The organism is Kitasatospora sp. NBC_00070, from assembly GCF_045041205.1.
In the GTDB taxonomy this organism is placed as follows: Bacteria; Actinomycetota; Actinomycetes; order Streptomycetales; family Streptomycetaceae; genus Kitasatospora.
This window is the reverse complement of sequence record NZ_CP108247.1, coordinates 7,549,794-7,573,202: the sequence shown is the minus strand read 5'-3', so window position 1 is coordinate 7,573,202 and position 23,409 is coordinate 7,549,794. Positions and strand designations below refer to the sequence as shown.

Genomic DNA, 23,409 nt, shown 5'->3' with positions numbered 1-23,409 from the left:
CACCCTCCGACCGATTCGTCCCCCGTCGGCGTGTATACAGACGATACTGATCAACCGCCACCCGGAACACGCGCTCACAAGCGTCCCGGCTGCACCTCCGTACCGAGATGAGACACCGATGCACCACCACTCACCCGCCGTCAGCCGCCGCACCGTGATCGGCACCATCGGCGCCACCGCGGCCGCCGTCGCCCTCACTCCCCTGGCCTCCGCCGCGGCCGCCCCCTCGTCCGGGACGGCCCCCGCGACCGGGCAGCGGATCACCGAGGTCCCGCGGACCCGGGCCCGCTCGGCCACCGGTGCGGCGGCCACCGCGGTACGGACCGCGTTCCCGATCGGGTACGTCGGGGTCAGCTGGACCGGCTCCCAGCGCGGTGCGGAGATCCGTCTGCACGGCACCGACGGGACTCCCGGCGCCTGGCGGCAGTTGGTGACGGGCTGCGCGGCCGGCCCGGACGGGGTCGCAACGGACCCGGCGCGCACCGCCACCGCGCTGATCGCCGCGGCCGGCGCGACCGGCTACGACCTGCGGCTGCCGGACGGCGCCACCGACGTCCGCTCCGCCGCGATCGACACCCGGCAGGGCCCGGTCCGCAGGGTCGCCGTGGCCGCCACCGCACCGGGGACCTTCGGCGGGATCGAGTACCTCACCCGCGCCGCCTGGGGCGCGGACGAATCCAAGCGGTTCAAGAACGGGGCCGAGAACACCCCGCCCGCGTTCTACCCGCTGCAGACGCTGACCGTCCATCACAGCGCAGGCGTCAACGCCGACCCCGACCCGGCCGCCACCGTCCGCGCGATCTACGACTACCACGCCATCACCCTGGACTGGGGCGACATCGGCTACCACTTCCTGATCGACGAGGCGGGTCGGATCTACGAGGGCCGCTACTCGGGCACCGACCCGTTGCCCGCGCACGACAGCACCGGCAAGCTGGTCACCGCCTTCCACAGTGCCGGCTACAACTCCGGCAACCTCGGCATCTGCCTGCTCGGCACCCTCACCGGCCAGCAGGCCACCGCGGCCGCCCGCCAGTCGCTCACCGCGCTGCTGGCCGAACTGTCGCGCCGGCACAACCTCGCCCCCGAGGCGGACCTCACCTACGTGAACCCGATCAACGGTGTCACCAAGGCGGTCAAGACCATCAGCGGCCACCGCGACTGGCTGGCCACCGACTGCCCCGGCGCCCAGATGTACGACGCCCTCCCTGCGCTCCGCTCCGATGTCGCCAGGATCGTGAGCGAGGCCGGCTGAGCCACCCCGCCAACTCGGCGCACGCGCCCGGGTGGTGTCGGCACGCCACCAGGACCACCCGGGCCTCCTCATGATTCGCGCAAGACCCTTCCCGTGACGAACGATCTCTGACAGAGTCGTCCGCTGTCCGGGACGGGTCTTACGGGGGAACGCTCAAGTTCGTACTGCGCAGCCTGCGAGCAGGGCAACTGCCGCTCGCCGCTGCGGTGCTGACCACGGGCACTGTGCTCGCGCAAGCGGACTCGACGGTCCCGGCCACCGACCTGCACCGCACGGAGGAACCATGAGCACCCGTCGGACCGTCGAGCCGGGGACCCCGGAGCAGCCGGACCCCAGGGTGCTCCGGCCGACCCGCGCCGGAGCGCCCTGGATCCGCACCCGGCTGCGCGCCATGCCGGCCGCCGCCCTGCTGACCGCCCTGCTCGCGCTGGTCACCGCCTTCCTGGCCGCCGCCCTCCCGCTGACCGGGGACCGCGGCGCCGACCGGGCGCTGCGCGGCTACCTGGCCGACGCCGGGCTCGACTCCACCGGCCTGCACGCCAGTGCGCGCAGCCAGACCGGGAACGAGATCAGCGGTCTCGACTCCACCGCCGAGCTGCTCACCGAACGGATCGGCACCCGGCTGCCGCTCGACCCGGACGGCCTGGTGTACGGCACGGCCGGCGCCCGCTGGACGAGCCTCGCCACCCCGGGACTGGCCGCCCCGGACGGGGTCCCTCCGCAGCTCTCCCTGATGTACCTGCACGATGCCCCGGCCCACGTTCGGCTGACGGAGGGTCAGTGGCCGACCGGCCCGCCAACGGAGGGCGAGCCGTACCCCGTGGTGCTCTCCGAGGAAAGCGCCAGGACCCTGGGCGCCCGCCTCGGCCAGGTGCTGGACGAGGGCCCGGATCCGAAGAAGCCCGGGCCGCCCCAACGGGTCAAGGTGGCCGGCCTCTTCACCGCCGATCCGAAGGACCCGTTCTGGATCGGCCACGGCTGCGCGCTGACTGCCTGCCAGCGGTTCACACCGCTGCGGCCACCGGACCGGTACTGGCAGGCCGCCGCACTGGTCAGCCCCGAGTACGTCCGGACGGTGGCCGCCTGGGGACAGGGTGCCCAGGACTTCTGGCGGCTGCCGGTCGACACCCGGACGCTGCGGGCCGACCGGCTCCCGGACACCTCCGCCGCGCTGGCCACCGTCACCTCCGGACCGGTCGCCGCCGCCCTGGCCACCGAGAGCCGACGCCCCGACCTGCGGCTGCAGTCCCAACTGCGCACCCTGATCGACCAGGCCAGGGACCGGCAGGCCGCCGCCACCACCCTGACCTCGGTCGGCCCCGCCGGAGCCGCTGGCGTGGCCGCCGTGGTGCTCTGCCTGGCCGCCGCGCTGGCGGCCGACCGCCGGATCACCGAGCTGCGACTCCTCCGGGCACGCGGCGCCGGTACGGGCTGGCTGGCCCGTCGGCTGCTCGCCGAGGGCCTCCTCACCGTGCTGCCCGCCGCCGCGGTCGGCACCGCCACCGCCCTGCTGCTGTTCCCGACCCACCGTCACACCACCGCACTGGTCGCCGCGGTGACGGTCAGCCTGCTCGCCTGGCTGGCGTTCCCGGTCCGGGCGGTGCTCGCCCTGCGGCCGCCCAAGGCCGCCGCCCGCCGCCGTCCGATGGCCGAACTCGTCGTCCTGGCCCTGACGGTGGCCGCCGTGACGCAGGCCCGCCGCCGGGGCGTGACCCCGGTCGGCGAGGGCATCGACCCGCTGCTGGTGGCCGCCCCGCTGCTGCTCGCCCTGACCGGAGCGGTGCTGCTGGCCCGGCTCCAGCCGCTGCTGGTCGGGTTGCCGGCCCGCTGGTCCGCCCGCCGCTCGGGCGCGGTGACCTTCCTCGGGCTGACCCGCGCCGCCCGGGGCGGCCCCGGCGGCCGGCCCTCGGTCCTGCTGCTGCTCGCCCTGCTGCTCGCGGTCGGCTGCGCCGCCTTCGGCTCCACCGCACTGGCGGGGGTGACCGCCGAGCGCGCCGCCGCCGCCCGCTACCGGGTCGGCGGGGACGCCGTCGTCCGGTCCACCGCGCCGGGTACCCTCCCGGCCGGCTTCGCCGAGGCCGCCGCCCGGCTGCCCGGCGTCCGCACCTCCCTCCCGGTCCGCACGGACGACGGCCTGACCCTCACCTCGGAGAACGGCGGCTGGTCCCAGGTCAACCTGGTGGCCGCCGACCCCGAGCCGTACGCCGAGGTGGCCAGGACCGCCGGGCGCGGCACCTTCGACCCGGCCCTGCTCGGGCCCGCCAAGGACGACCTGGTGCCCGCACTGGTCAGCCCCGACCTGCCGCAGGGCAACTACCGCCTCTACCTGCCCACCGGAATGCTGCGGATCCACACCGTCGGCACCGTCACCGCCAGCCCGGCGGCGGTCGGCAGCGCCGTCCCCACCGTGCAGATCGCCTTCGTCGACACCCTCGACCCGCCGAACACCTGGATGGCCACCGGCCCGGTGGACGAGTCCGCCCTGCGCGCGCTGGCCGAACGGAGCTTCCCCACCGTCGACGCCCCCGACCTGCCCGAGGCCAAGGCACCCGGCTTCAGCCTCCACACCAGCACCGAGGCGCAACGCGAACTCGGCGAGGAGCCGCTCCAGCAGGCCGCCGAGCGGACCTTCTGGGCCGCAGTCGCCACCACCGCTCTCTACGCGGTGCTCGCCGTACTGCTCACCCTGGTCCGGGCCGCACCCGAACGGGCCGCCCTGCTCGCGCGCCTGCGCACCATGGGCCTGAGGCCCCGTCAGGGGATGGCCCTGGTCCTCGCCGAATCGCTCCCGCCGGTGCTGCTCGCCGCAGTCGGCGGAGCCGGGGTCGCAATGGTCGCCGTACTGCTGCTCGGCCCAGCCGTGGACCTCTCCCCACTCGTCGGCACCGCCGTCGAGCCCGGCCTGCGACTGCTCTCCGCCCCGATCACCACCCAGGCCCTCGGCCTGGCCGTCCTGGCCGCCCTCGCAGTCCTGGCCGAAGCCGCCGTCACCGCCCGCCGCCAGATCACCACCGAACTGCGAGCCGGTGACCGGTGACCACCGCCCCACCACCGCACCCGCGCCCTGGTCACCGGGCGGCTGCAGAGCCGGCGTCGGCCGGTGGTTCTGGCAACGGCCAGGCGGGGTCCGGCGTCCAGGTGCGCCAGCCGCCGAGGAACGACCCCCGGCGGTCGTCGGAGCATGGGCACCGCCCGGCCCGGGAGCGGACGGGGCTCTAGGCTTCCCTCGTCACCCGGACCGTCGGCAGACCCAACCTGAGGAGCGCACACCGTGTTCGACCCCGCACCGGAGCACCCGTACCCGTACCCCGACGCCCACCGACCGGACGAGGCGCCCGCCCCGCACCCGCTCCTGCAACCGGTGCTCGGTCTCCTGGGAACCTGGCGCGGCCGGGGACGCGGCGAATACCCGACCCTCACCGCCGAGTTCAGCTACGCGCAGGAGGTCACCTTCAGCCACGACGGCCGGCCCTTCCTCCACTACGAGACCCGGGCATGGCTGCTCGACGCCGACGACGCACCGCTGCGCCCGTCGGCCCGGGAGAGCGGCTGGTGGCGGCTCCAGCCCGACGGCAGGGTCGAGGCACTGATCACCCAGCCCACCGGCATCGCGGAGATCCTGGTCGGCCGGGCGGACGGCACCGCCGTCGACCTCGCCACCCACGAGGTCGCGCTCGCACCCACCGCCAAGGAGGTCAGCGCCACCCGGCGGCGCTACACCCTGGCCGACGACGGCTCGCTCACCTTCCTCCACGACCTCGCGGCAGTCGGCCAGCCGCTCCAGCACCACCTCTCGGCACAGCTGTGGCACCAGGGCCGGAACGTGTCCCGCGAATGAGGCGGGTCACCGCACCTGCGGATGCACCGGCCGCCGAACTGATGAAGCGTCTGCTGCCACCGACCGCGGTGCGGGCCCTCAGCGGCGCCGCGCCCGGGGCAGGCGGGCCGGCCGACCTGCCCGGCCTCGAGGCGGAACGGGTACGCGGCGGCGCCAGTACGTGAAGATCCCGTCCAGTTTGAGTGCGAAGTCTGGCGCCGGGCGCCCGTACGCGATGAACGGATGCGGCAACGTCAGGGCCGAGCGGCCGAGCGGCCGAGCCGCTCGACGACGATGCGCTGGTAGCGGTAGTCAGGAAAGCGAGGGTTGTCGGAGCGCCACTTGATGGACCGGATGTCCTGGATCTCGTCCCAGGGGCAGAAGTGCACTGTGACGAAGACCTGTTGGACCCTCAGCCCCGCCGGGCTCAACGTCACCCGCCCGCCGAAGCTGACCAGCAGCGACACCCCCGCACTCGGCACCCCCGCGATCAGCGCCGCCGCAACCGGACTCGCCGGGAACCGCGCCACCGCGACCACACCGGCGAAAGCGCCCAGCACCAACGAGATCAGCACCGCGCGAAGCCGCCATTCGACCGGCAACCCGAAGACTGTCTTGTCCGCCCCGTTGTCCACAGCCACCGACGGTACGCCCACCGCACGCACCCGTACAGAAGTTTGAAGCGAACTCAGCTAGGCCGTGTTTTAGAAGGCGTCGAAGGTGTGTCTGGTTGGTTGTCCGGGGGAGCTTCGGGTGGCCAGCCAGAGGATGAGGTCGCGCGCGGTCGTGTGGATGCTGGTCTCGGTGACGATGTGGTGTTCGTGTCGGCTCGCGTCGCGGCGGACGATCTCGTATTCGCCCTTGTCGAGGACGGCGACCGAGACGTACCAGGCCGGGTCGTCCTCGTCGGGCTGGATGACGACGAAGGTGTTGTCGGTGTCGTTGAGGTCGTCGAGCAGCATGAAGATGGCGTCTTCGGACGGGTCGTCGATGTGGTCGCCGTTCTCGCTGTCGGCGCAGTAGTGGGTAGCGGCCACCGGTTTCTCCCCTTGTGCGACACCCCGCTCCGGGCTCGCGGCCAGCATGGCACGCGAGCCCGGCACGTCGACTCTCACAGCCACTGGTTGATCGCGGCGACGAGGACGGCCGCCTCGAAGCGGACGGCGAGTTTGTCGAAGCGGGTGGCCACCGCCCGGTGCTGCTTCAGCCGGTTGATGCCGCACTCGACAGCATGGCGGGCTTTGTAGTCCTCGCGGTCGAAGCGGGGTGGACGTCCACCGCCCGCACCCCTCCGCTTGCGGTTGCGGATCTGGTCGGCCGGCTCCGCGATGGTGCACCGGATGCCGCGTCGACGCAGGTAGGCCCGGTTCGCCTTGGACGAGTACGCCTTGTCGCCGCGCACCCGAAGCGGGCGGGTGCGGGGTCGGCCCGGACCGGTTCTGGGCACACGTATCGCGTCGAGCACCGCCTCGAACTGCGGCGAGTCCCCGCGCTGGCCGGCCGTGACGAGCAGGGACAGCGGCTTCTGCCGTTGCTCGCACGCCAGGTGAATCTTGGTCGTGAATCCGCCTCGTGACCGGCCCAGCCCGTGGTCCGCGGGCTCCTTGCCCACGCCGCCCGGCGGCTCCTTCTGCGCGGCCCCGTCACGTCGGGCGCCCGCGGCGTGTTGGTGGGCCCGGCAGATCGTGGAGTCGACGTTCACCTCCCAGACGATCATCCCGGCCGCATCGCCCCGCGCCTGCAGGCCGGCAAGGAGCTGCTGCCAGACACCTTGTCGCTGCCAGCGGCGGAACAGGCCGTAGATCGTCTGCCAGGGTCCGTACTCCGGCGGAACGTCCCGCCACGGAGCTCCCGTCCGTACCCGCCACCGAATCCCGTTGACCAGCCTACGACGCGACCTCGCCGGACGACCCACCCCGGCCATCGGCAACAACGGCTCCAGCACAGCCCACTGATCATCCGACAGATCCCCACGCCCCATCCACACAGCCTGGCATCACACCAAACCACCTTCCAAAACACGGCCTAGCCCGTCACGTACTTGAAGTGAGGCCGGGCGGCAGGTGGCGTACGGCCATCGCCACGGCTTCGCCTGCCGTGGCGAACCGGCCGAGGTCGGGGGTGATGAAGCCTCTGCCCAGCCCGTACGTGCCGTCACCACCCGCCGTCAGGCTCGGCCCCACGATGGTCAGGTCCGGGCGGGTGGTGCTGGAGAAGCGCAGCGCCCAGTGGCTCGTGAACGGGTAGAGGGCGCGCAGTGCCGGCTCGGCATACGCCGCCTCGATCAGGCATTGGTACGGCTCCTGCCAGTCGTACTCGAGCTCGGCCGCCGCCTGGCGAAGGTGCTGCCACTCGGAATCCGTCAGGCGCGCCGGCTCTCGGTCCGGCACATCGAACCGGCCGGTCGGGTGCACGAAGGGGGCGGCCCGGCGGATGGCCTCCAGGGCCGCCCCGTCGTGCCACGCCCGGGCCGCCTTCGCGACCTCTGCCAGGTCGTCCGTCGTGCCGTCGACGAGGGACAGCCCCTGGAAGACATCCGTACCGCGGATCGTCCACCGTCGTTCGTGGGACCACGCGCTGATCTCCAGCAGGCCGCGGTGCGGCAGGGTGCTCGCGACGGCCGCATGGAGCAGCGGGGCGGAGTTGGAGGAGATGGCGGGGACAGCTCCGAGGCGGTCCTCCGCCGCAGCCCGGAGCGCTGCGGCGAGGCTGCCGTAGGCCGCGACCTCGGGATACAGAAGGGATGGATCAGGAGGAGTGGGCACGGCATGTGATTGTGCCCGAAGCCGACACCCGGCCCACCCCCGGGGCCTCGAAGCTCTCGCCCGACCGCACCTGGCCCTCGCTCACGGACCACGCTTCCGGCCCGGGTGTGCTCTGCGCAACCCTCCTGCCCATGGCGGATGGAGGCGACCGCAAGTTCGGACCCGACGGCGTCAAGGAGGTGCTGAGGGAAGACGTGCCTGGTGCCAATGCAGTCCTGTTTGCCGGCCCGGACGGTACCCCCTGGTTACGGATGCCCCTGATCGAGGACGATGCGAACCAAGAACCCGGCACGGTTCTACCGCTGCGGGGACAGAGCGATTGGGACCGACCCCCGCGTACGTCCGCCTTCGCCGGTGACCTCGTGGGCCGGATCGGCGACCGCGCGTTCTGGCACCTCGACGTGGTCATCGACTAGCCCTGCTGTTCAACTGACCGGGCCGGGTTACCGACCCACAGTCCCGTGGCGGGCGAACACCCTTGAGCTGGCCTCAGCGAGCCGTAGAGCGAGCCGACTTGAGAGCGATTCGGGGGTGGTGGGGCCGGGTTCGGGCGGCGCCGCCAGCGGGACACTGCCGGAGTGGTAGCGAAAGAAGAAGCTCAGGTCGCCGTCGACAGGGGCGAGGGTGGCCAGGGGTACCAGCGGGTCGACTCCGGACATGAAGCGAGGGATCGCCCACTCCGGCGAGATCTCGGCGATCGGGGAGCCGTCGGCGCGGTTCCCGCCAAGGAACACCACCCAGCGGGCGCCGCGCATGCGAGGAGGGTAGTCCGCCACCTGGGTCACGAAATCGCCCAGCGTGGTGGCGGCGTCGAAGGTGGGGGCTTGCTGGTGCGGCGCATCGCAGTCGTCCCCCATGCACACGCTGTCTCGCGTCAGGACCACTTTCACTCTCATACCCGGCAAGGTAGCCCCATGGCACAGTTATCGTCAATCTGACATTAATCGTCGAGGTCCCGCCCCTGAAGGCCGCCGGGTTCCGAGGGCACCCATACCGCGCGTCGGAGGACGGGAAACAGCTGGGGCAACTTCGACGCCCGCCACGTCAGTTCGGAGCGCAAACCATCGCCTCACAGCAGACGGCGAGCTCGCCGTGGCAAAACTCGATCGCCGTCGACACGAGGTTCGTGGAACCCTGGCCGTCATGACCTCGAACCCCGTCGACCAGGCACGACGTCTCGTCCGTGACCGTTTCCCCGATGCGCTCGCTGCGATCCTTGCCGGGTCGACGGCTTCGGGGCGGGCCACTGCCAGTAGCGACCTGGACATCGCGGTGCTCGTCGGAGACGGCGGCGCGACCTACCGGGAGACGATCCGGTTCGAGGGACGCGTCGTAGAGCTCTTCGTCCACACCCGTGCCGGCCTCAGGGACCTGTTCGCCGCAGACGTCGCCGCACGTCGCGCGGTCCTGCAGAGCATGTACGCCACCGGTCTCGTCCTGTTCGACACCGACGGCGAGGCCGGACGCGCCCGTGCCCTGGCCGAGGCTGACCTCCGCGAGGGCCCGCCGTCGCTGGAACCGGCGACGGTCGAAACCAAGAGATACGGGCTGACGGACGCCCTGGACGACCTCGCCGACGCGGACGACCAGATCGAGCGCCTTGCGGTGGCCGGCGCCGTTCTCAGCTCCACCGCCGATCTGCTCCTCGACTACCACCACGCGTGGATCGGCGGCGGGAAGTGGCTGCCGCGGCGCCTCCTGGAGGCGGACCCGGAGCGCGGGGCGGCCCTGCTCGACGGGCACCTGCACCTGGGTCGGACGGGAGACCCGGCGCTCATGATCGACGCGGCATCAGGAATTCTCGACCTGGTCGGCGGGCCGCTCCGCGAGGGCTACCGAAGGACCTGGCACGGTGTCATCGAATCGATTGCGACTGGCTCCGGGCAGTGACGGGCCGAAGCCGGTGACGCCTCGGCGGCAACTGAGGCGACCGCCATCTCCCGCCCTGCGACGATTCGTTGGAGGCAACGGACAGGCAGCGGGTGCAGGTGCTGCCGGCGTAGCAGAGGCACCCGGACCTCCCGACCCACCACGCACCCACCGCCCGGACCACCTCGACTGCCGAACCCCCGCACCGAGACGATCAGTTGCTCACGGGAGAAAGGTCACCGCCGGAAAGGCCGCGGACGGCCCGTCGAGCAGGTGCCCACGCCGGTGGCGCAGGTGCTCGTCGAAGAACGCGAGCGGGTACGCCTGCTGGATCCTCACCGCCTGCTCGGGGTCGAGGGTGCCGATCACGTCCTGGAGTTGCTGCCCGCTCCACCCGAGCAGCTTCGCCACCTGGGCGTACAGCGCCTCGTTGTCGCCGTACGAGATGTGGGCGGCGCCTTCGGCCTGGATGTTCAGCCGTCGGCCCCGCAGGTGCGACCAGAACGCGGCGGCCTCGGGGTCCGTGGCCCGGGTGAACTCGGCGGACATCATCATGAACGGCCGGTCCAGGTCACCGGCCAGCGGCGGGTTCATCTGCATCGGGCCGTCGAGGCTCAGGCCGGCCCGGATGCGCTCGTCGGCGAGCGCCGCGCAGGCGGTGGCCGTCCCGCCCTTCGACCAGCCGAACGCGCCCATCCGGCGCGGGTCCAGGGAGCCGAGCAACCCGGTCGGCAGCTTCCGCCGGTCGACGTCCGGATTGCACCCGGCGGCGAGCTGCTCGACGCACCCCAGGACGAAACGCAGGTCGGCGGCGAAGTCACCGGGCAGCGTCGGCGCGTCGCGGTCGCGGAGCGGAACGGCGACCCGGCCGTCCGGGAACTCGGTGTACGTGTCGTACTGGTGAGCCACCGTCACCACCGCGTAGCCGTGGCTGGCGAGCTCCTGCACCATGACGGTGTGGTCGCCCTGGTGGCTGTGCGCGCCGTGCGAGAACACCACGACGGGCAACCGCCGCCCCGACCGCAGCACCGGTGCACCCACATGGCCGACGGTGAGCGGCGCGAGCGGGACCAGCGCGCCGAACCCCACGTCGGCGAGGAACGCCTGAAGGGCGCCGGCCGGCATCCACGGCGCCACCGGGTGCCGTTGGACGTCCTGCGCGGGGTACCAGACCGTGGCCATCAGCTCGCGGAAGTGCCCGGGGCCCGCGATGGCGTCCGGGCGCGACCGGTCGACGAGATGCAGCTCGACCGTTCCCACGGGGTGCGGGCCGGTGGGCGCCGGAAGCGTGAGCCGCGTCGGAGTGGGGGTGCCCGGGTCCGCCGACGCGGGGCCGGCGATCGAGGCGAGCGGCACGGCGGCCAGCGCGGCTCCCAGCACCCGGCGGCGCGTCATGCCCTTCCGGCGGATGAACGGCGTGGTGGTCATGGGCCCTCCCGTGGTCACGGATCGTCAACTGTGCCGCGACGGGCGGTCCGTGGGCACGGGTGAACGCTGTCACGGGCCCCTCCCCTGCGGCATCGGCCCACGGGTTTACACCCGGGGGCGGATGCGGCCGACGGTGTCGTCCCCCGGTACCAGGTCACGGCCGGTTCGCCGCAGCACACGACACCGGCCGCGCGGCAGACGGCCAGGGTCGGCCGGCAACTCCCCATCCTGTACAGCCGACACGTAAAACTGACAGGCTGTCAGCTTTACGATCCGATTCACCCACGTCGAAGGAAGTGTCCGCATGCGTTCGAAGATCCGCCCTCGTCCGGCCCTACGCGGTGCGCTCGCCATCGGCGCCGCGGCTCTGCTGGCCGTCGGACTGACCGGCTGCTCCGAGGACAAGGACACCGTGGCGAGCTGGTCCACCCAGGGCGGCCGGGAGCACATCCGGGTGATCGGCGACGACATCCGCACGCTGATCCAGTTCTCCGGCCAGGCGGCCGGCAGCGCACCGCGCTGCCAACAGGTCCTCGACCACGTGAAGTCGGCCACGGCGTACCGTCCGCTGCCCGACGAGATCGCCCGTGAGCGCTGGGAGAAGGCGCTCGACCAGGTCAAGACGGCCGCCACGACCTGCATCCAGAACACGGACTCCTTCTCCGGCGGCCCGACCCTCTCCGAGGCCGCTGCCGCCCAGAGCGCGTTCGGCCAGTTGGCCGACCGGATCTCACAGCTCGCCAAGTCGAAGTCCTGACTTCCGGGCCGGGCGAAGGCCCTCCGCCCGGCCCCGCACACCCACCGGCCGTTCCGAACCCGGATCAGCCCGCCCATCCCCAGGAACCCGCGCCGGGAACACGGTCGATCACGGGCCCCAGGCTCACGGCAGCACACCCCGGCTTGCGCGGCGCACGCACCCGCCCGCGCATCAGCCCGGACTCCGCGCGCCGATGTGCGGAGCGCCGTCAGCCGGGATGGTGGCCGAGACGTCCGTCGCATCGGTGCGGTGTGGCCGTGGCGAGCGGTCGGGCGGCGGAACAGGGGTGCGGGATGAGGGACTTCGAGCTGGGGGGAGCCGGCATCGGTTCGGCCGATGCGGCACTGCGGAGGCGGATTCGCAGGCGGGAATCCGGGCGGGCGAGCGGACGGTGGCGAACCCGTCTTGCCACCGCCCTGCTGGGCGTCGTCGCGCTGGCCGCCGGATCGCTGGCCGCGATCGGGCCGGCCGAGGCGAACGCGCCCGGGAACCCCGGCACACCGAGTGCGCCGACCACCGTGTTCGTCGAGGGCTTCGAAAACGGCCAGGGCTCGGCGGTGACACTGCTGACCGACTACACCGGTCCCGCGCCACTGGCGGAGGGGTACACCGCGGATCCGGCCTGGCTGACCGCCTGCAACGGCTTGATCGTCTCGGCGCAGGGCCCCGCCTCCCCGCCGCCAGGGGTCAACTGCGGCGGGTTCTGGGCGGCCAACAAGCAGATGGCCGCCGCGCTGGGTACCTGGGCGGGCAACAGCGCCGCCACCAACCACTCGCTCACCGCCTACACTTCGGCCAATCCGGGGGCGGGGCGCACCGAGCTGCAGACCGTGCAGCCGATCCCGCTCAGCGCACAGAACCGCTTCCTGACCTTCTCGGTGGACGCGGCGGCCCAGAACTGCTTCGCCAGCCACCCGTTGCTCGCCTTCTACCTGCTCGACGGCGGCACCGCGCGCCCCGCGTTCAGCTCCCCCATCGACCCCTGCAACAACCCCGGCCAGGTCATCAACGGCACTGCGGTCGGCACCTACGCCGGCAACGGCTCGGTCCTGTTCACCGGTGACTCGGCCGGCATCCGGCTGGTCAACGAGCAGGCCAGCGGCGGCGGCAACGACGGCGCGATCGACAACATCCGGCTGCTGGACGCCACCCCGCAGCTCGACCAGGGCTTCGCGCCGGCCACGCTCCCCGTGGGCGCGCCCACCACGCTGACAGTCACCGTCACCAACACCGCCGAACTGGCCGCGAAGAACGGCTGGTCCTTCACCACCCAGCTGCCCGCCGGGCTGGTCCTCGACGGCGCGAGCGCCGCCACCGGCTGCGGCTCCGGTACGGCCACCGCGGATGCCGCGCAGGGCACGCTGACCGTGCACGGTGACCTCGCCGCCGGCCAGCAGTCCTGCACCGCCACCGTCCGGCTCACCTCCACCACCGGCGGCAGCTACCAGGTGTGCGGGTCGGCGATCACCGCCCGGGTCGGTGTCGACCTGCCCGGCTGCTCCTCGGTGACCTTCACGGCGCCCGTCTTCGACGCGCGCGCCCACGGCGTACGCCTCACCTCGCCGCTGACGGGCATCGGGCCGCTGGCACCGTCCGCCCACTCCTGCACAGCGCTGCCGGGCGAGGACGACCACACCGTGCTCGGCGCCGGACTGGGTGGCGTAGGCACCCTCGGCGTACTGACCACCGACGCCTCCGGTGCCGTCGACCCCGACGGCACCCGCACCGCCGCGGCCCATGCCCAGGTCGCCGGGGTCAACCTGCTCGGCGGCCTGGTCACCGCCGACCTGGTCGGCACCTCGGCCCAGGCCCGGCAGCCGCTCACCGGCACCGGCCCGGGAGCGATCACCCTGACCGGCGCGACCACCCTCACCAACCTCCGCGTCGCGGGGGTGACCGTCTCGGCCGACACCGCACCGAACACCACCATCGGTCTGCCGCTGGTCGGCTCACTGGTCGTCAACCAGCAGACACCCCTCGCGGGAGGCAAGGGCATCACCGTCACCGCCCTCTCACTGACGCTCCTCAGCGGGGTGCATCTCACGATCGCCCAGAGCACCGCGGCCCTCCTCACCAGCACCGACGCCTGCCCCGCGTCCTGACCTCCACCGGGCAACCGCCGTCCCCGTCACCGGCACCCGCCGGTGACGGGGACGGCGCTCTGCTACCACCTCACGGGTACCGCCGCACCGAATCCCGGCCCGTCGTCAGGCCCGTTGAGCTCCAAGGCCACCACGTACCGGACCCGCTCGTCCTTCCCGGTCCGCCGGAGACGCTCCGGCGCGGCGCTGATCAGCCGACCAGCACAGACTCGTGTCAGGACAGGACGACGAGGGGCCGGCCCGGCACGCGCTGGTGACCCCCGGTCAGCGGCGGCCGGTGGACAGGATGACGAGGAACTGACCGCCGCCCGGCTCGATGTCGGCGGTCACCGGCAGTCCCGGTACCAGCCGGGAGAAACGGTCCACCAGCCAGTCCGCCGCAGCCTGGGCGTCCTTCCTGGTCGGGCAGCGGCCCACCATCTCGCGGCCGCCCTTGCGCTCCAGCCTCCCGGCGACGGTGATCAGCGGCGCCGGCTCGACCACGTACAGACGGTCCGGCCAGGCGATGACCACCTTGACCGCGCCCTTGCGGGTGTTGCACCCACGGTGCGCGAGCCGCTCCGGGATCTTGGCCTTCCGGTCCGCGGTGCGGCTGTCCACGCTGGGCCCTCGCGGATCGTTCACCGACTCGTCCGGATCGACCGGTTCGTCGCACACCCAGCACAGCCAGCCATCACGCTCGGCCACATCATCAAGGAGACTCACCCGAGCAAACTAGCCTGCCCTGCCGCCCCCGCGCACACCAGGGCCTGCTGGCCGACGTCCCGGGGCACGAAAACTCGTCTGTAACGTCCGGACCATCCTGGGCCCTCTCTTACCGTGTACGGGACCACAAGGGGGGAAAGCAATGGCCGGCAGTCGCGTAGCTGCAGAATCCAGGGATGCCGAGTTCCTGGAATTGACGGCTGGGCGGACTGCACAGCTGTACCGATCGGCGTGCCTGCTGACCGGTGGCGACACCCACCTGGCGGAAGACCTGGTCCAGGACACGCTGGCCCGGATGTACACGATCTGGCGACGGCAGAATTCCTGGCTGATGGGTCATACCCGGATCGAGGCCCCGGGCGCGTACGCGCACCGGGTCCTGGTCCGCACCTTCCTCGCCCACCGGAAGCGACGTTCCAGCGCTGAGCTCCCGGTCGGGGAGCTGCCGGAGACCCGGGCCCAGGGCCCGGACAGCGCGCTCCGGCTGACACTGCTCAACGCGCTCGCGCAACTCCCGCCGCACGACCGCGCGGTGTTGGTGCTCCGGCACTGGGAGGACCGCAGCATCGAGGAGACCGCCGAGGTGATGAGGACAAGTCCGGGCGCGGTGCGCACCAGGACGACCCGCGCGCTGGCCAAGCTGCGCCTGCTGCTCGGCGACTCGCTCGCCGAGCTGGCGGCCCGCTGACCCCGCCCGTTCCGCTCCGTTCCGCTCCGCCCGTTCCGCTCCGACGACGACCATGACGACAGTGATGAGGCTTTCGCGTGTCCAGTGACAGCAAGTTCGAAGAGGATCTGACGTACGCCCTGTCGCGGACCGCAGAGGCGTTCCGCACCGAGACGACGCGGCTGGACCTGGTCGGCCTCGAACGCGGCCGCCGCGCCTGGCGGCACCGCCGCACGACCATGACGGCGGCCGGCGCGACCACCCTGGCCCTGGTCGGCGGGAGCGTCTACCTCATGGCCGGGATCGCACCGACCGGCGGTGCCGCCGCTGCGGCCTCCGACCGGTCGGCCACCCCCTCCCCGGCCGGCCTGGGGCGGACTTCGGGTCCGGCGCCGGTCTCCAGCGCCCGCATGCTGACGGCCCTGCAGACGGCCCTGCCCGCAGGCTCGTTCAGCAACACCGAAGGGCTCGAGGATGCCGACGTCCCGATCCCGGGCGCGATGCTCACCGCGCGCTTCGACGACGGGCACGGCCTCGGTGTGGTGTCGGTGCGGGTGGAGCGCTGGGCCCAGCAGCTGACGGCCGGCGCCCAGGAGGTCAGGTGCCCGGATCCGGGGCTCCGGGCGTACGGCTCCTGCCAGACCAGCACCCTCGCCGACGGCTCGGTCCTGACCCTGTTCCAAGGACCGGAGTACCCCGACGGCCGGCTGGACACCAAGCGGTGGGCAGCCACGCTGTCGGGCCGGGACGGCCGGCTGGTCGAGCTCTCCGAGTGGAACTCGTCCGCGTCGAAGGGCGCCCCGAGCACCCGCCCCACTCCCCCGCTGACTCCCGCTCAACTGACCAGCGCCGTGACCTCGCACGTGTGGGACGCCGTCCTGGCCGACCTCCCCGTGACCGAAGCGCAGCAGACCCGCCCGGCGGCTTTCCCCACCGCAGAGATCGTCGCCACCGCAGCCCGCCTCCTCCCGCCCGGGCTCACACCGGCCAACGTGAGCGCGAGCGAGGACGGCTACGCCGGCTTCACCGTCGACGACGGGAAGGGCGCGAGCCTGGTGGAGATCAACGTCCAGGACTGGAGCCGCAGCATCAACACCATCTCGGGCCAGTACTCGACCGGGGAGACCCTGCCGGACGGCACCAGGCTCCTGACCAGCCAGGAGGGCTCCAACCCCGGCCACTGGACGGCCGAGGCACTGCGTCCGAACGGCCTGCGGGTCGTGGTGTCGGTGTACAACAGCGCCGGCCTGCACCAGCCCGCGAGCCGGACGACCCGCGCACTGACCACCGAACAGCTGAAGGCGATCGCCACCAGCCCCGAGTGGAAGCTGCCGGGCTGACCGCGCGTCCCTCAGCCCACGCGACGGTTGTCCCTCCCGCCGGGGTCGGCTCAGCCCGGCAGGAGACGGGCTGCCGTGTCGCGGAGCCAGGTGCGCTCGGTGGAGACGAAGCGGTGCAGGGTGCGGGAGGCGAGCGCCGTGCGCTGGGCGGTCCGGCGGCGTTCCTGGTCGTAGCTGCGCAGGGCCGCCGGCAGGCCCGAGCGGCCGTGGTCGGCGACGGCACGGGTGAGGGCTTCCGCGTCGAGGATGGCGGTGCAGGCGCCCTGGCCCAGATTGGGGGTCATGGCGTGGGCCGCGTCGCCGACCAGGGCGACTTTGCCGCCCTGCACGAAGGTGGGGAGGGCAGGGAAGAGGTGACGCATCTCGTAGCGGAGCCAGGTCTCGGGGTCGGTCTCGGTGAGGATCCGGGGGATGGGGTCGTGCCAGCCCTCGAAGAGACCGCGCAGGTCGGCGGCAGTGGTGCCCTCGGGGACGGCGGCGTACCAGTTGGTGCGACCCGGTTCGACCGGGGTCAGGCCGAAGAAGCGGCCCCGGCCCCAGGTCTCACCATGGATGTCGCTGTCGAAGTCCGCGATGCCGATCCAGGCGACCGACCCCACCTTCCGCGGGCCGCTGCCAGCGCCGAACCAGGCATCCCGTACGGCACTGCGCAGGCCGTCGGCCCCGACCACCAGGTCGTACCCGGCTGCCAGGGCGGCCACGTCGGTGACGGCCTCGCCGAGTTCGACGGTCACGTCGCCCACGGCGTCCAGCTCGGCCAGCAGCGCATCCATCAAGTAGGGCCGGGAGATCAGCAGTTCGGGGCGTCCCGCCTTGCGTTCCAGGCGCTCCAGCGGGAGTTGGGCCAGCACCCGCCCCTCAGGAGTGCGGACCTGCGCGGAGCGGTACGGCACCGCCCGGCCGCGCATCGCCTCACCCACGCCGAGCCGGTCGAGGGCGTCCTGCGCGGTGGGGTGGAGGGCGAACGCGGTGCCGTAGCGCTCCAGTTCGGTGCGGCGCTCACGGACGGTCACCTGCCACCCCGCCCGGCGCAGCCCGATCGCCGTCGCCAACCCACCGACACCCGCCCCCACCACAACGGCCGTACCCGTCATCACGCCCCCCGACATTGCGCCCCCCGCTCACCGCGTCCACCGACGGCAGACCACTACAGCTGTGGTACCACGGCTGGGGTATTCTGGGCAACATGCTGAGGAAGAACGGGAGTTGACGGTGAATGGGAATCGTCGGGATCTGCTGCGCGACGCCGCGATCGAGGTCCTGGCCGCCGCAGGCGGACGAGGACTGACGCACCGGGCCGTCGACGCGGCCGCCGCCGTGCCACTGGGCACCGCGAAGAACTACTACCCGACCAGGGACGCCCTGCTGCGCGCCGCAGCTGAGCGCTGCGCCGAGCAGTACCACCGGCTGACGGCGGAGCTGGCCGCCGCCGGAGCCGGCCCCGTGGACCGCGAGGGCCTGGTGGCCCTGCTCGCCGGCCTGCTCCGCAACGTCGCAGGCCCCGGCCGCCCCCGGATGCTCGCCTACCTGGAGCTGCAGAACGAGGCGGCCCGCAGGAGCGAGCTCACCGCCGTCCTCGACCAGATCGCCGCCGCCGACTTCACCGGCTTCGAACAGGCCCAACGCATGGCCGGACTCCCCGTCACCCCGCAACGGGCCGCCACCGTCACCCTCGCCCTGCACGCCGCCATCCCCCACCTGCTCACCGGCGGCCCCGGCACCCTGACCCACGCCGGCCTCGACGACCTCGACCGGTTCGTCCGCGACCTCCTGGACGTCGTCTACCCGCCGTGAGGTCCCAGGCGTCAGGGCACCCGGGCATCAGTAGGGCACGTCGAAGCAGTAGCGCTCGCTCCACGCGGAGGCTCCGTACTGGTTGGCCGCACGCACGGCGATACAGACGTGGTCGCCGGAGAACGGGCCGGTGACGTGGTAGCTGGTGCCTGCGGTCGAGTAGACCTTGTTCACCTTCGAGGTCTGGTTGTCGTACTGGACGTCGTACCGGGTCGTGTCCGGCTGCACGTCCCAGGTCATGGTGAACGGCATGTCGCAGGCACCGACGCAGCCATGGTCGAAGGTCGCCCGGTAAGCCGTCATGGCCGCGGGCGGAGTCCCCTGCGGCGCGGGGGTCGGCGTGGGCTTGGGCGCCGGAGGCGGCGGGGTCGACGGCGAACCCGCACTGCTCCCTCCCGGCGTACCGCCGCCGCCACCCCCGCCACCGCCACCGCTGGCGGGGGTGCTGCCCGAGGAACCACCGGAGCCGCTCCCACCGGCGCTCCCGTTGCTCTTGCCGCCGACCGTGGCTCCTGACGATCCGTCACCGCCGCCCGCCGGCGGCCCGGTGACGGGTGCGACGTCGGCCGTCGGGGGCGCCGTCGACGGGGGTGGCGACGTGGCCGGGGCACTGGGCTGGCCGGTGGTACTCGTCGGTGCGACGGGCGTCACCGGCGCCGACGAGCCGGTGGGGCTGCCACTCTGGGAGCCGAGGCCCTGGGCCTCCGGCGTACCGCCCCCGCCCGGGCCCAACACGACCGTGACGGCCGTTCCGATGGCGACCGCGGCCGCCAGGAGGATCAGCGCCAGGCGTCGCCGAGGCGGCCGCTCGACGGTGTTCCGCTCCGTCGGGGTCGGCGACAGGGTCGGTATCGTCGTGTCGCCCGCGTGCCGGATCAGCACGGCCAGGCCGGTCCGGTCGAGGGTCTCCTCACCCAGGCTCAGCTCCGCACCCAACTCCGCGGGCGTCGGCCGCTCGTCGGGGTCCTTGGCCAGACAGCGGCGGACCAGACCGGCCAGTGCGGCCGGGACTTGTTCGAGGGCCGGCTCCTCGTGGACGATCCGGAAGCCCAGGCCGAAGGCGTCCGTCTGGCCGAACGGGTGCTCCCCGGTCGCCGCGAAGGCCATCACCAACCCGAGCGCGAACACGTCGGCCGCCGGACCGATCCGGCCCCGCATCTGCAACTGTTCCGGCGCCATGAACTGGGGCGTCCCCAGCACCACCCCGGTCTGCGTGAGAGTGGTCACCGCCGCGCCCCGCGCGATCCCGAAGTCGATCAGTCGGGGACCGTCCCGCCCCAGCAGGATGTTGCCGGGTTTGACGTCCCGGTGCACCAGTCCGGCCGCGTGGATCGCGCTCAGCGCCTCGGTCAGACGCACGCCCAACGCCCGCACCGACACGGTGTCGAGGGGCCCGTGCTCGGCGATGACCGCGTTCAGCGTGGGGCCGGGCACGTACTCGGTCGCCAGCCAGGGCTGCTCCGCGTCCACGTCGTGGTCGACGATCGCGGCGAAGTACGGCCCCGACATGGCCCGGGTCGCGGTCACCTCACGACGGAACCGGGCGATGAAGTCGGAGTTCTGCGTCAGCTCCTCGTTGATGACCTTGACCGCGACCAGGACCTCGTCGTGCCGCCCGAGGTAGACCCGGCCCATACCGCCCACGCCGAGCACACCGAGCAGCTCGTACCGGCCGACCTGTCGCGGATCGCTGTCCTGGAGCGCCTTCAACGCGCCACCCCCGACGCAGTCGCTGCGGGCACGAGCAGCGGGTCGGGCAGCACAGTCAGCATGTCTCTCTCACGTTCGACGAGGGGGGAGGCGCAGGCGCGCGGTCCCGGAGGCTTCGACGGTGTGAGGTCTCGCGGGCCGCCACCGCGATGATGGCGGCTCGGCCGCCCGCAACGCCAGATCAGGGCACCGGCCATTCATGGCCGGTCGCGCCGACGGGCCCCGCCGCTGACGTCTCGCCAGGTCACGGCCTCGGAGGGCTCGCGGGCCCCGCTGAAGTCCCGGGGTCTCGTACACACTGGCACCATCACAGCAGCCGGGAGCCGCTCGCGTGGACGTGCCCGAATACTCGTGGTGGGTGACCTGCTGACGGCCACTCAGGCACCCGCGCTGGGTCAGCGGGCGAGCTCGGGCCATCCCGCCGTGTTCGAGCAGGTCTCGTAGTCGTGGACAGTGAGGTGGTCGCACTCCTCGCCGGTGGCCTGCTCGTACGCCTCCTCGTGGATGTGGAGGACGGCCTCGGCGTGCAGGTCGGTGAAGGGGGCGAAGCGCTCGGGGTGGCCGAGGACGCTCTCGTAGGTGCGGCGGCCGGCGGCGACGACGGCGGCACGCGAGTAGAGGAAGCCGTCATCGGACTGCGGGAAGGGAGAGCCGCCCGGCGCGGTCAGGCCGAGGACCGGAAGGGTGCCGAACTCCGCGCGGTCGAGGGTGAACAGCGCCTCCGCGAGGCGCTCGCCGAAGCCGAGGATCTGCTCGACCGGCTCCTCGGCGAGGGTGGCGGCGAGGTCCTCGCACGCATCGTCCAGGTCGGCGCAGTCCACCCGGCCGTCCTCGGTCACCCCGAGCCGGTCGATCAGCTGCCAGAAGCGGTCCCAGGACATGGCCGGGCGGTACTGCTCGGAGACGGGGTCCATGACGTGCGCTTCACTCCTGGTCGGACGGTCGGACGGGCGGACGGGCGGGCTGTTCGGACACAGATCCTGCCACGCCGGTCCGACACGCAGGTCGCGGCTACCGGGACTCGGCCTCGGCACCCGCCGTCAGGAGCCCCAGCGGGAGGCCCTCGCCATGAGTTCCACGGCGGTGACGGCACCGGGCCCGCCGCGCTCGCGGAGGAACTCACCGGGGAGGGTGTAGCGAGCACCGGCCTGCGGGGAACGGGCGGCCTGCCGGACGATGTCGTCCACCAGCACGGTCGCCATGTCCAGCCTCGGGTAACGACCGTGGAGCGCCTCGCCCTGGGCATCGCTGAGGAACGCGCTGCCGACACCGAAGTCCATGCCGACGCCCCGCCGGGTCAGGTAGGCCAGGACGCCCCGGCGTTCGGCGATGCCGTCCGAGGTGTGCAGGGCGATCGCCTCCCAGACCAGGTCGGTCCGGTCGGCGCCGAAACCGTGCTCGGTGAGGAACCGGGCGGCCAGGTCGGCGCCCTCGACCTCGAAGCGCGCCCGGCCCGGAGCGGACGGCGAGGCGCCGAGATCGTGCAGGACGCAGGAGTGGAAGAGGAGTTCGGCGTCGAAGTCGGTGCCGGGCGCCAGCCCCTCGTGTTCGGCCAGCAGCGTGGCGAACAGGTAGCTGCGGATGCTGTGGTTGGCGACGGGTTCGCTCTCGCACGACCGGACGAGTTCGACGGCGGCCCGGGCGGCGGGGGTCTCCGGGAGCAGCGGCAGGATGCGGTCTTCGGTGTCCATGAGCCGACCGTAGGTGCGGGTCGGGCCCGACCGTCAGTGGCACGGATGCCAGGGAGCGATAGCATCGTGCCATGACGGATCGGGCTTCGGGCGGGGCACACCACGTGGTCGTGGTCGCCCTCGAGAACGTCCTCGCCCTGGACCTCGGGATCCCCTGGCAGATCTTCGGGAGCTGGCCGGACGGTCCCTACACGCTCTCGGTCTGCACCGACCGGCCCGGCCCCGTCCAGGTGCACGGCGGCCCCGCGCTGTCCGTCGAGTACGGACTGGACCGCCTGGCGTCCGCCGACACCGTGATCGTCCCGGGCTACCTGGACCCGGCCGCACCCGGCGCCGAGGTGACCGCCGCACTCGCGGCGGCGGCCGCCCGCGGCGCCCGCATCGCGTCCATCTGCACCGGTGCGTTCGCCCTCGCCGCCGCCGGCCTGCTCGACGGCCGCCGGGCCACCACGCACTGGCTGTACGCCCGGGCGCTGGCCAGGCAGTACCCCAAGGTGACGGTCGTGCCCGAGGATCTGTACATCGACGAGGGGCAGGTACTCACCTCGGGCGGCGTGTCCTCCGGCCTGGACCTGTGCCTCCACCTCATCCGCCGCGACCACGGCCCCCACCTGGCGAACCGGCAGGCCCGCATGCTGGTGGCCGCCCCGCACCGCACCGGCGGCCAGGCCCAGTTCATCGACCTGCCGGTACGCCCCGAGCCCTCCGCCAGCCCCGCCCTGTACGACTGGGCCCTGCGCAACCTCCACCAGCCGCTCACCGTCGACCAGTTGGCACGCCGGGCCGGCATGTCCCGCCGCACCCTGATCCGCCGCTTCCACGCCGACACGGGGCTGCCGCCCATGCGCTGGCTGCTCGACGCCCGGCTCGCCCGCGCCCGCGAACTCCTCGAATCCGGCGACTTCACGGTCGAGGCCGTCGCACGCCGCTGCGGCCTGGGCACGCCGGCCAACTTCCGCACGCAGTTCAAGACGCACGTCGGAGTCCCGCCCAGCGTCTACCGCGCGACCTTCCTCGGCTGACCGGCAGCCCCTCCCCGGCCAGGGCCGCGCTCGGTCCGGTGACGGCCCGTCGGATCAGAGGTCGCGCCACCTGCCGACCCAACGAATGTCCGTCCCACGGCCGATCACCACCCCGCGAGCGGCTCAGCCTGCGCCCTGCGGCGGCAGCGCCGCCACGGTCGGATGGTCCCGTCCGATCGGACCGATCTTCGCGCTGCTCCCGGGGGCGCCGAGCTCGGCGAAGAACTCCTCGTTCACGGCGGTGAAGTGCTGCCACTCCTGCGGGGTGTCGTCCTCGAAGTAGATCGCCTCGACGGGGCACACCGGCTCGCAGGCCCCGCAGTCGATGCACTCGTCCGGCTGGATGTAGAGCATGCGCTCCCCCTCGTAGATGCAGTCGAGTGGGCACTCGTCCAGGCATGCCTTGTCCTTGACGTCCACACAGGGCAAAGCGATCACAAACGTCATCGAACTGCCGTCCTCTCCGGAGCGTTCCTGCTCGTCGTTC

General features: G+C 72.7%; 23 protein-coding genes. 11 read left to right on the top strand and 12 right to left on the bottom strand.

Features of this window, described 5'->3' with window-relative positions; all coding sequences use genetic code 11:
* Positions 1-118: 118 nt before the first annotated feature.
* From OHV05_RS34425 to OHV05_RS34415, 3 genes are all read left to right on the top strand, one after another.
* Positions 119-1,255 carry a peptidoglycan recognition family protein gene (locus tag OHV05_RS34425; RefSeq protein ID WP_405021237.1) on the top strand — a complete coding sequence of 379 codons (1,137 nt, stop codon included), beginning with the start codon at positions 119-121 and terminating at the stop codon, positions 1,253-1,255.
* Between the two features lie 283 nt (positions 1,256-1,538).
* Positions 1,539-4,292 carry a hypothetical protein gene (locus OHV05_RS34420; RefSeq protein WP_405021236.1) on the top strand — a complete coding sequence of 918 codons (2,754 nt, stop codon included), beginning with the start codon at positions 1,539-1,541 and terminating at the stop codon, positions 4,290-4,292.
* A gap of 234 nt (positions 4,293-4,526) precedes the next feature.
* A complete protein-coding gene (locus tag OHV05_RS34415; protein WP_405021235.1) occupies positions 4,527-5,093 on the top strand; it encodes an FABP family protein in 567 nt (188 codons plus the stop codon).
* A gap of 233 nt (positions 5,094-5,326) precedes the next feature.
* On the opposite strand, the gene OHV05_RS34410 is transcribed toward OHV05_RS34415, so the two are convergent.
* From OHV05_RS34410 to OHV05_RS34395, 4 genes are all read right to left on the bottom strand, one after another.
* The gene (locus OHV05_RS34410) at positions 5,327-5,707 is read right to left on the bottom strand and encodes a hypothetical protein (RefSeq protein WP_405021234.1); all 381 of its coding nucleotides are present in this window, start codon (positions 5,705-5,707) and stop codon (positions 5,327-5,329) included.
* 69 nt (positions 5,708-5,776) lie between these two features.
* Complete coding sequence (locus tag OHV05_RS34405) at positions 5,777-6,157, bottom strand: hypothetical protein (RefSeq protein ID WP_405021497.1); 381 nt, start codon at positions 6,155-6,157, stop codon at positions 5,777-5,779.
* A gap of 26 nt (positions 6,158-6,183) precedes the next feature.
* Complete coding sequence (locus tag OHV05_RS34400) at positions 6,184-7,053, bottom strand: IS5 family transposase (protein WP_405018835.1); 870 nt, start codon at positions 7,051-7,053, stop codon at positions 6,184-6,186.
* A 52-nt stretch (positions 7,054-7,105) separates the two neighbouring features.
* Positions 7,106-7,837, bottom strand: coding sequence for a DUF6193 family natural product biosynthesis protein (locus OHV05_RS34395; RefSeq protein WP_405021233.1), 732 nt, complete (start codon positions 7,835-7,837; stop codon positions 7,106-7,108).
* On the opposite strand from OHV05_RS34395, the gene OHV05_RS34390 reads away from it, so the two are divergent.
* Positions 7,816-8,253: a hypothetical protein gene (locus tag OHV05_RS34390; RefSeq protein WP_405021232.1), complete on the top strand. Its 438-nt coding sequence runs from the start codon at positions 7,816-7,818 to the stop codon at positions 8,251-8,253. The two genes, OHV05_RS34395 and OHV05_RS34390, sit on opposite strands and share 22 nt — an antisense overlap.
* Before the next feature lie 27 nt (positions 8,254-8,280).
* On the opposite strand, the gene OHV05_RS34385 is transcribed toward OHV05_RS34390, so the two are convergent.
* Positions 8,281-8,733 carry a hypothetical protein gene (locus OHV05_RS34385; RefSeq protein ID WP_405021231.1) on the bottom strand — a complete coding sequence of 151 codons (453 nt, stop codon included), beginning with the start codon at positions 8,731-8,733 and terminating at the stop codon, positions 8,281-8,283.
* A gap of 247 nt (positions 8,734-8,980) precedes the next feature.
* On the opposite strand from OHV05_RS34385, the gene OHV05_RS34380 reads away from it, so the two are divergent.
* A complete protein-coding gene (locus OHV05_RS34380) occupies positions 8,981-9,727 on the top strand; it encodes a nucleotidyltransferase domain-containing protein (RefSeq protein ID WP_405021230.1) in 747 nt (248 codons plus the stop codon).
* A gap of 201 nt (positions 9,728-9,928) precedes the next feature.
* Here OHV05_RS34380 and OHV05_RS34375 read toward each other — a convergent pair whose 3' ends face one another.
* Positions 9,929-11,134, bottom strand: coding sequence for an alpha/beta hydrolase family protein (locus OHV05_RS34375; RefSeq protein ID WP_405021229.1), 1,206 nt, complete (start codon positions 11,132-11,134; stop codon positions 9,929-9,931).
* 304 nt (positions 11,135-11,438) lie between these two features.
* On the opposite strand from OHV05_RS34375, the gene OHV05_RS34370 reads away from it, so the two are divergent.
* Entirely contained in the window at positions 11,439-11,891 is a 453-nt protein-coding gene (locus OHV05_RS34370; protein WP_405021228.1) for a hypothetical protein, read from the top strand.
* Positions 11,892-12,184: 293 nt separating this feature from the next.
* On the top strand, positions 12,185-13,993 hold the full coding sequence (locus OHV05_RS34365) for a choice-of-anchor P family protein (RefSeq protein ID WP_405021227.1): 1,809 nt from the start codon (positions 12,185-12,187) through the stop codon (positions 13,991-13,993).
* Between the two features lie 264 nt (positions 13,994-14,257).
* Here OHV05_RS34365 and OHV05_RS34360 read toward each other — a convergent pair whose 3' ends face one another.
* Positions 14,258-14,698 carry a hypothetical protein gene (locus OHV05_RS34360; RefSeq protein WP_403041019.1) on the bottom strand — a complete coding sequence of 147 codons (441 nt, stop codon included), beginning with the start codon at positions 14,696-14,698 and terminating at the stop codon, positions 14,258-14,260.
* A 142-nt stretch (positions 14,699-14,840) separates the two neighbouring features.
* On the opposite strand from OHV05_RS34360, the gene OHV05_RS34355 reads away from it, so the two are divergent.
* Together OHV05_RS34355 and OHV05_RS34350 are read left to right on the top strand one after the other, a co-directional pair.
* On the top strand, positions 14,841-15,386 hold the full coding sequence (locus tag OHV05_RS34355) for a SigE family RNA polymerase sigma factor (RefSeq protein ID WP_405021226.1): 546 nt from the start codon (positions 14,841-14,843) through the stop codon (positions 15,384-15,386).
* Between the two features lie 77 nt (positions 15,387-15,463).
* Positions 15,464-16,705 (top strand): hypothetical protein, encoded by a 1,242-nt coding sequence (locus tag OHV05_RS34350; RefSeq protein ID WP_405021225.1) that lies wholly within the window; start codon positions 15,464-15,466, stop codon positions 16,703-16,705.
* A gap of 50 nt (positions 16,706-16,755) precedes the next feature.
* Here OHV05_RS34350 and OHV05_RS34345 read toward each other — a convergent pair whose 3' ends face one another.
* The gene (locus OHV05_RS34345) at positions 16,756-17,799 is read right to left on the bottom strand and encodes an FAD-dependent oxidoreductase (RefSeq protein ID WP_405021224.1); all 1,044 of its coding nucleotides are present in this window, start codon (positions 17,797-17,799) and stop codon (positions 16,756-16,758) included.
* 118 nt (positions 17,800-17,917) lie between these two features.
* Between OHV05_RS34345 and OHV05_RS34340 the strand changes: the two genes are divergently transcribed.
* Positions 17,918-18,499 carry a TetR/AcrR family transcriptional regulator gene (locus tag OHV05_RS34340; protein WP_405021223.1) on the top strand — a complete coding sequence of 194 codons (582 nt, stop codon included), beginning with the start codon at positions 17,918-17,920 and terminating at the stop codon, positions 18,497-18,499.
* A gap of 27 nt (positions 18,500-18,526) precedes the next feature.
* Here OHV05_RS34340 and OHV05_RS34335 read toward each other — a convergent pair whose 3' ends face one another.
* The 3 genes from OHV05_RS34335 to OHV05_RS34325 form a co-directional block, all read right to left on the bottom strand.
* Positions 18,527-20,209, bottom strand: a complete 1,683-nt coding sequence (locus OHV05_RS34335) for a serine/threonine-protein kinase (RefSeq protein WP_405021222.1) — start codon at positions 20,207-20,209, stop codon at positions 18,527-18,529.
* A gap of 395 nt (positions 20,210-20,604) precedes the next feature.
* A complete protein-coding gene (locus tag OHV05_RS34330) occupies positions 20,605-21,123 on the bottom strand; it encodes a DUF4240 domain-containing protein (protein WP_405021221.1) in 519 nt (172 codons plus the stop codon).
* A gap of 126 nt (positions 21,124-21,249) precedes the next feature.
* Complete coding sequence (locus OHV05_RS34325) at positions 21,250-21,900, bottom strand: HD domain-containing protein (protein WP_405021220.1); 651 nt, start codon at positions 21,898-21,900, stop codon at positions 21,250-21,252.
* 71 nt (positions 21,901-21,971) lie between these two features.
* Between OHV05_RS34325 and OHV05_RS34320 the strand changes: the two genes are divergently transcribed.
* Positions 21,972-22,922, top strand: a complete 951-nt coding sequence (locus OHV05_RS34320; protein WP_405021219.1) for a GlxA family transcriptional regulator — start codon at positions 21,972-21,974, stop codon at positions 22,920-22,922.
* Between the two features lie 123 nt (positions 22,923-23,045).
* Here OHV05_RS34320 and fdxA read toward each other — a convergent pair whose 3' ends face one another.
* Positions 23,046-23,369, bottom strand: a complete 324-nt coding sequence (fdxA, locus tag OHV05_RS34315) for a ferredoxin (protein ID WP_405021218.1) — start codon at positions 23,367-23,369, stop codon at positions 23,046-23,048.
* Between the last annotated feature and the right edge of the window lie 40 nt (positions 23,370-23,409).

Coding starts and splice junctions, on each gene's coding strand:
- OHV05_RS34355 (WP_405021226.1), top strand. CDS start 14,841: ATGGCCGGCAGTCGCGTAGCTGCAGAATCCAGGGATGCCGAGTTCCTG.
- OHV05_RS34370 (WP_405021228.1), top strand. CDS start 11,439: ATGCGTTCGAAGATCCGCCCTCGTCCGGCCCTACGCGGTGCGCTCGCC.
- OHV05_RS34400 (WP_405018835.1), bottom strand. CDS start 7,053: ATGGGGCGTGGGGATCTGTCGGATGATCAGTGGGCTGTGCTGGAGCCG.
- OHV05_RS34365 (WP_405021227.1), top strand. CDS start 12,185: ATGAGGGACTTCGAGCTGGGGGGAGCCGGCATCGGTTCGGCCGATGCG.
- OHV05_RS34380 (WP_405021230.1), top strand. CDS start 8,981: ATGACCTCGAACCCCGTCGACCAGGCACGACGTCTCGTCCGTGACCGT.
- OHV05_RS34345 (WP_405021224.1), bottom strand. CDS start 17,799: ATGACGGGTACGGCCGTTGTGGTGGGGGCGGGTGTCGGTGGGTTGGCG.
- OHV05_RS34425 (WP_405021237.1), top strand. CDS start 119: ATGCACCACCACTCACCCGCCGTCAGCCGCCGCACCGTGATCGGCACC.
- OHV05_RS34405 (WP_405021497.1), bottom strand. CDS start 6,157: ATGCTGGCCGCGAGCCCGGAGCGGGGTGTCGCACAAGGGGAGAAACCG.
- OHV05_RS34320 (WP_405021219.1), top strand. CDS start 21,972: ATGACGGATCGGGCTTCGGGCGGGGCACACCACGTGGTCGTGGTCGCC.
- OHV05_RS34375 (WP_405021229.1), bottom strand. CDS start 11,134: ATGACCACCACGCCGTTCATCCGCCGGAAGGGCATGACGCGCCGCCGG.
- OHV05_RS34325 (WP_405021220.1), bottom strand. CDS start 21,900: ATGGACACCGAAGACCGCATCCTGCCGCTGCTCCCGGAGACCCCCGCC.
- OHV05_RS34390 (WP_405021232.1), top strand. CDS start 7,816: ATGGATCAGGAGGAGTGGGCACGGCATGTGATTGTGCCCGAAGCCGAC.
- OHV05_RS34330 (WP_405021221.1), bottom strand. CDS start 21,123: ATGGACCCCGTCTCCGAGCAGTACCGCCCGGCCATGTCCTGGGACCGC.
- OHV05_RS34385 (WP_405021231.1), bottom strand. CDS start 8,733: ATGAGAGTGAAAGTGGTCCTGACGCGAGACAGCGTGTGCATGGGGGAC.
- OHV05_RS34420 (WP_405021236.1), top strand. CDS start 1,539: ATGAGCACCCGTCGGACCGTCGAGCCGGGGACCCCGGAGCAGCCGGAC.
- fdxA (WP_405021218.1), bottom strand. CDS start 23,369: ATGACGTTTGTGATCGCTTTGCCCTGTGTGGACGTCAAGGACAAGGCA.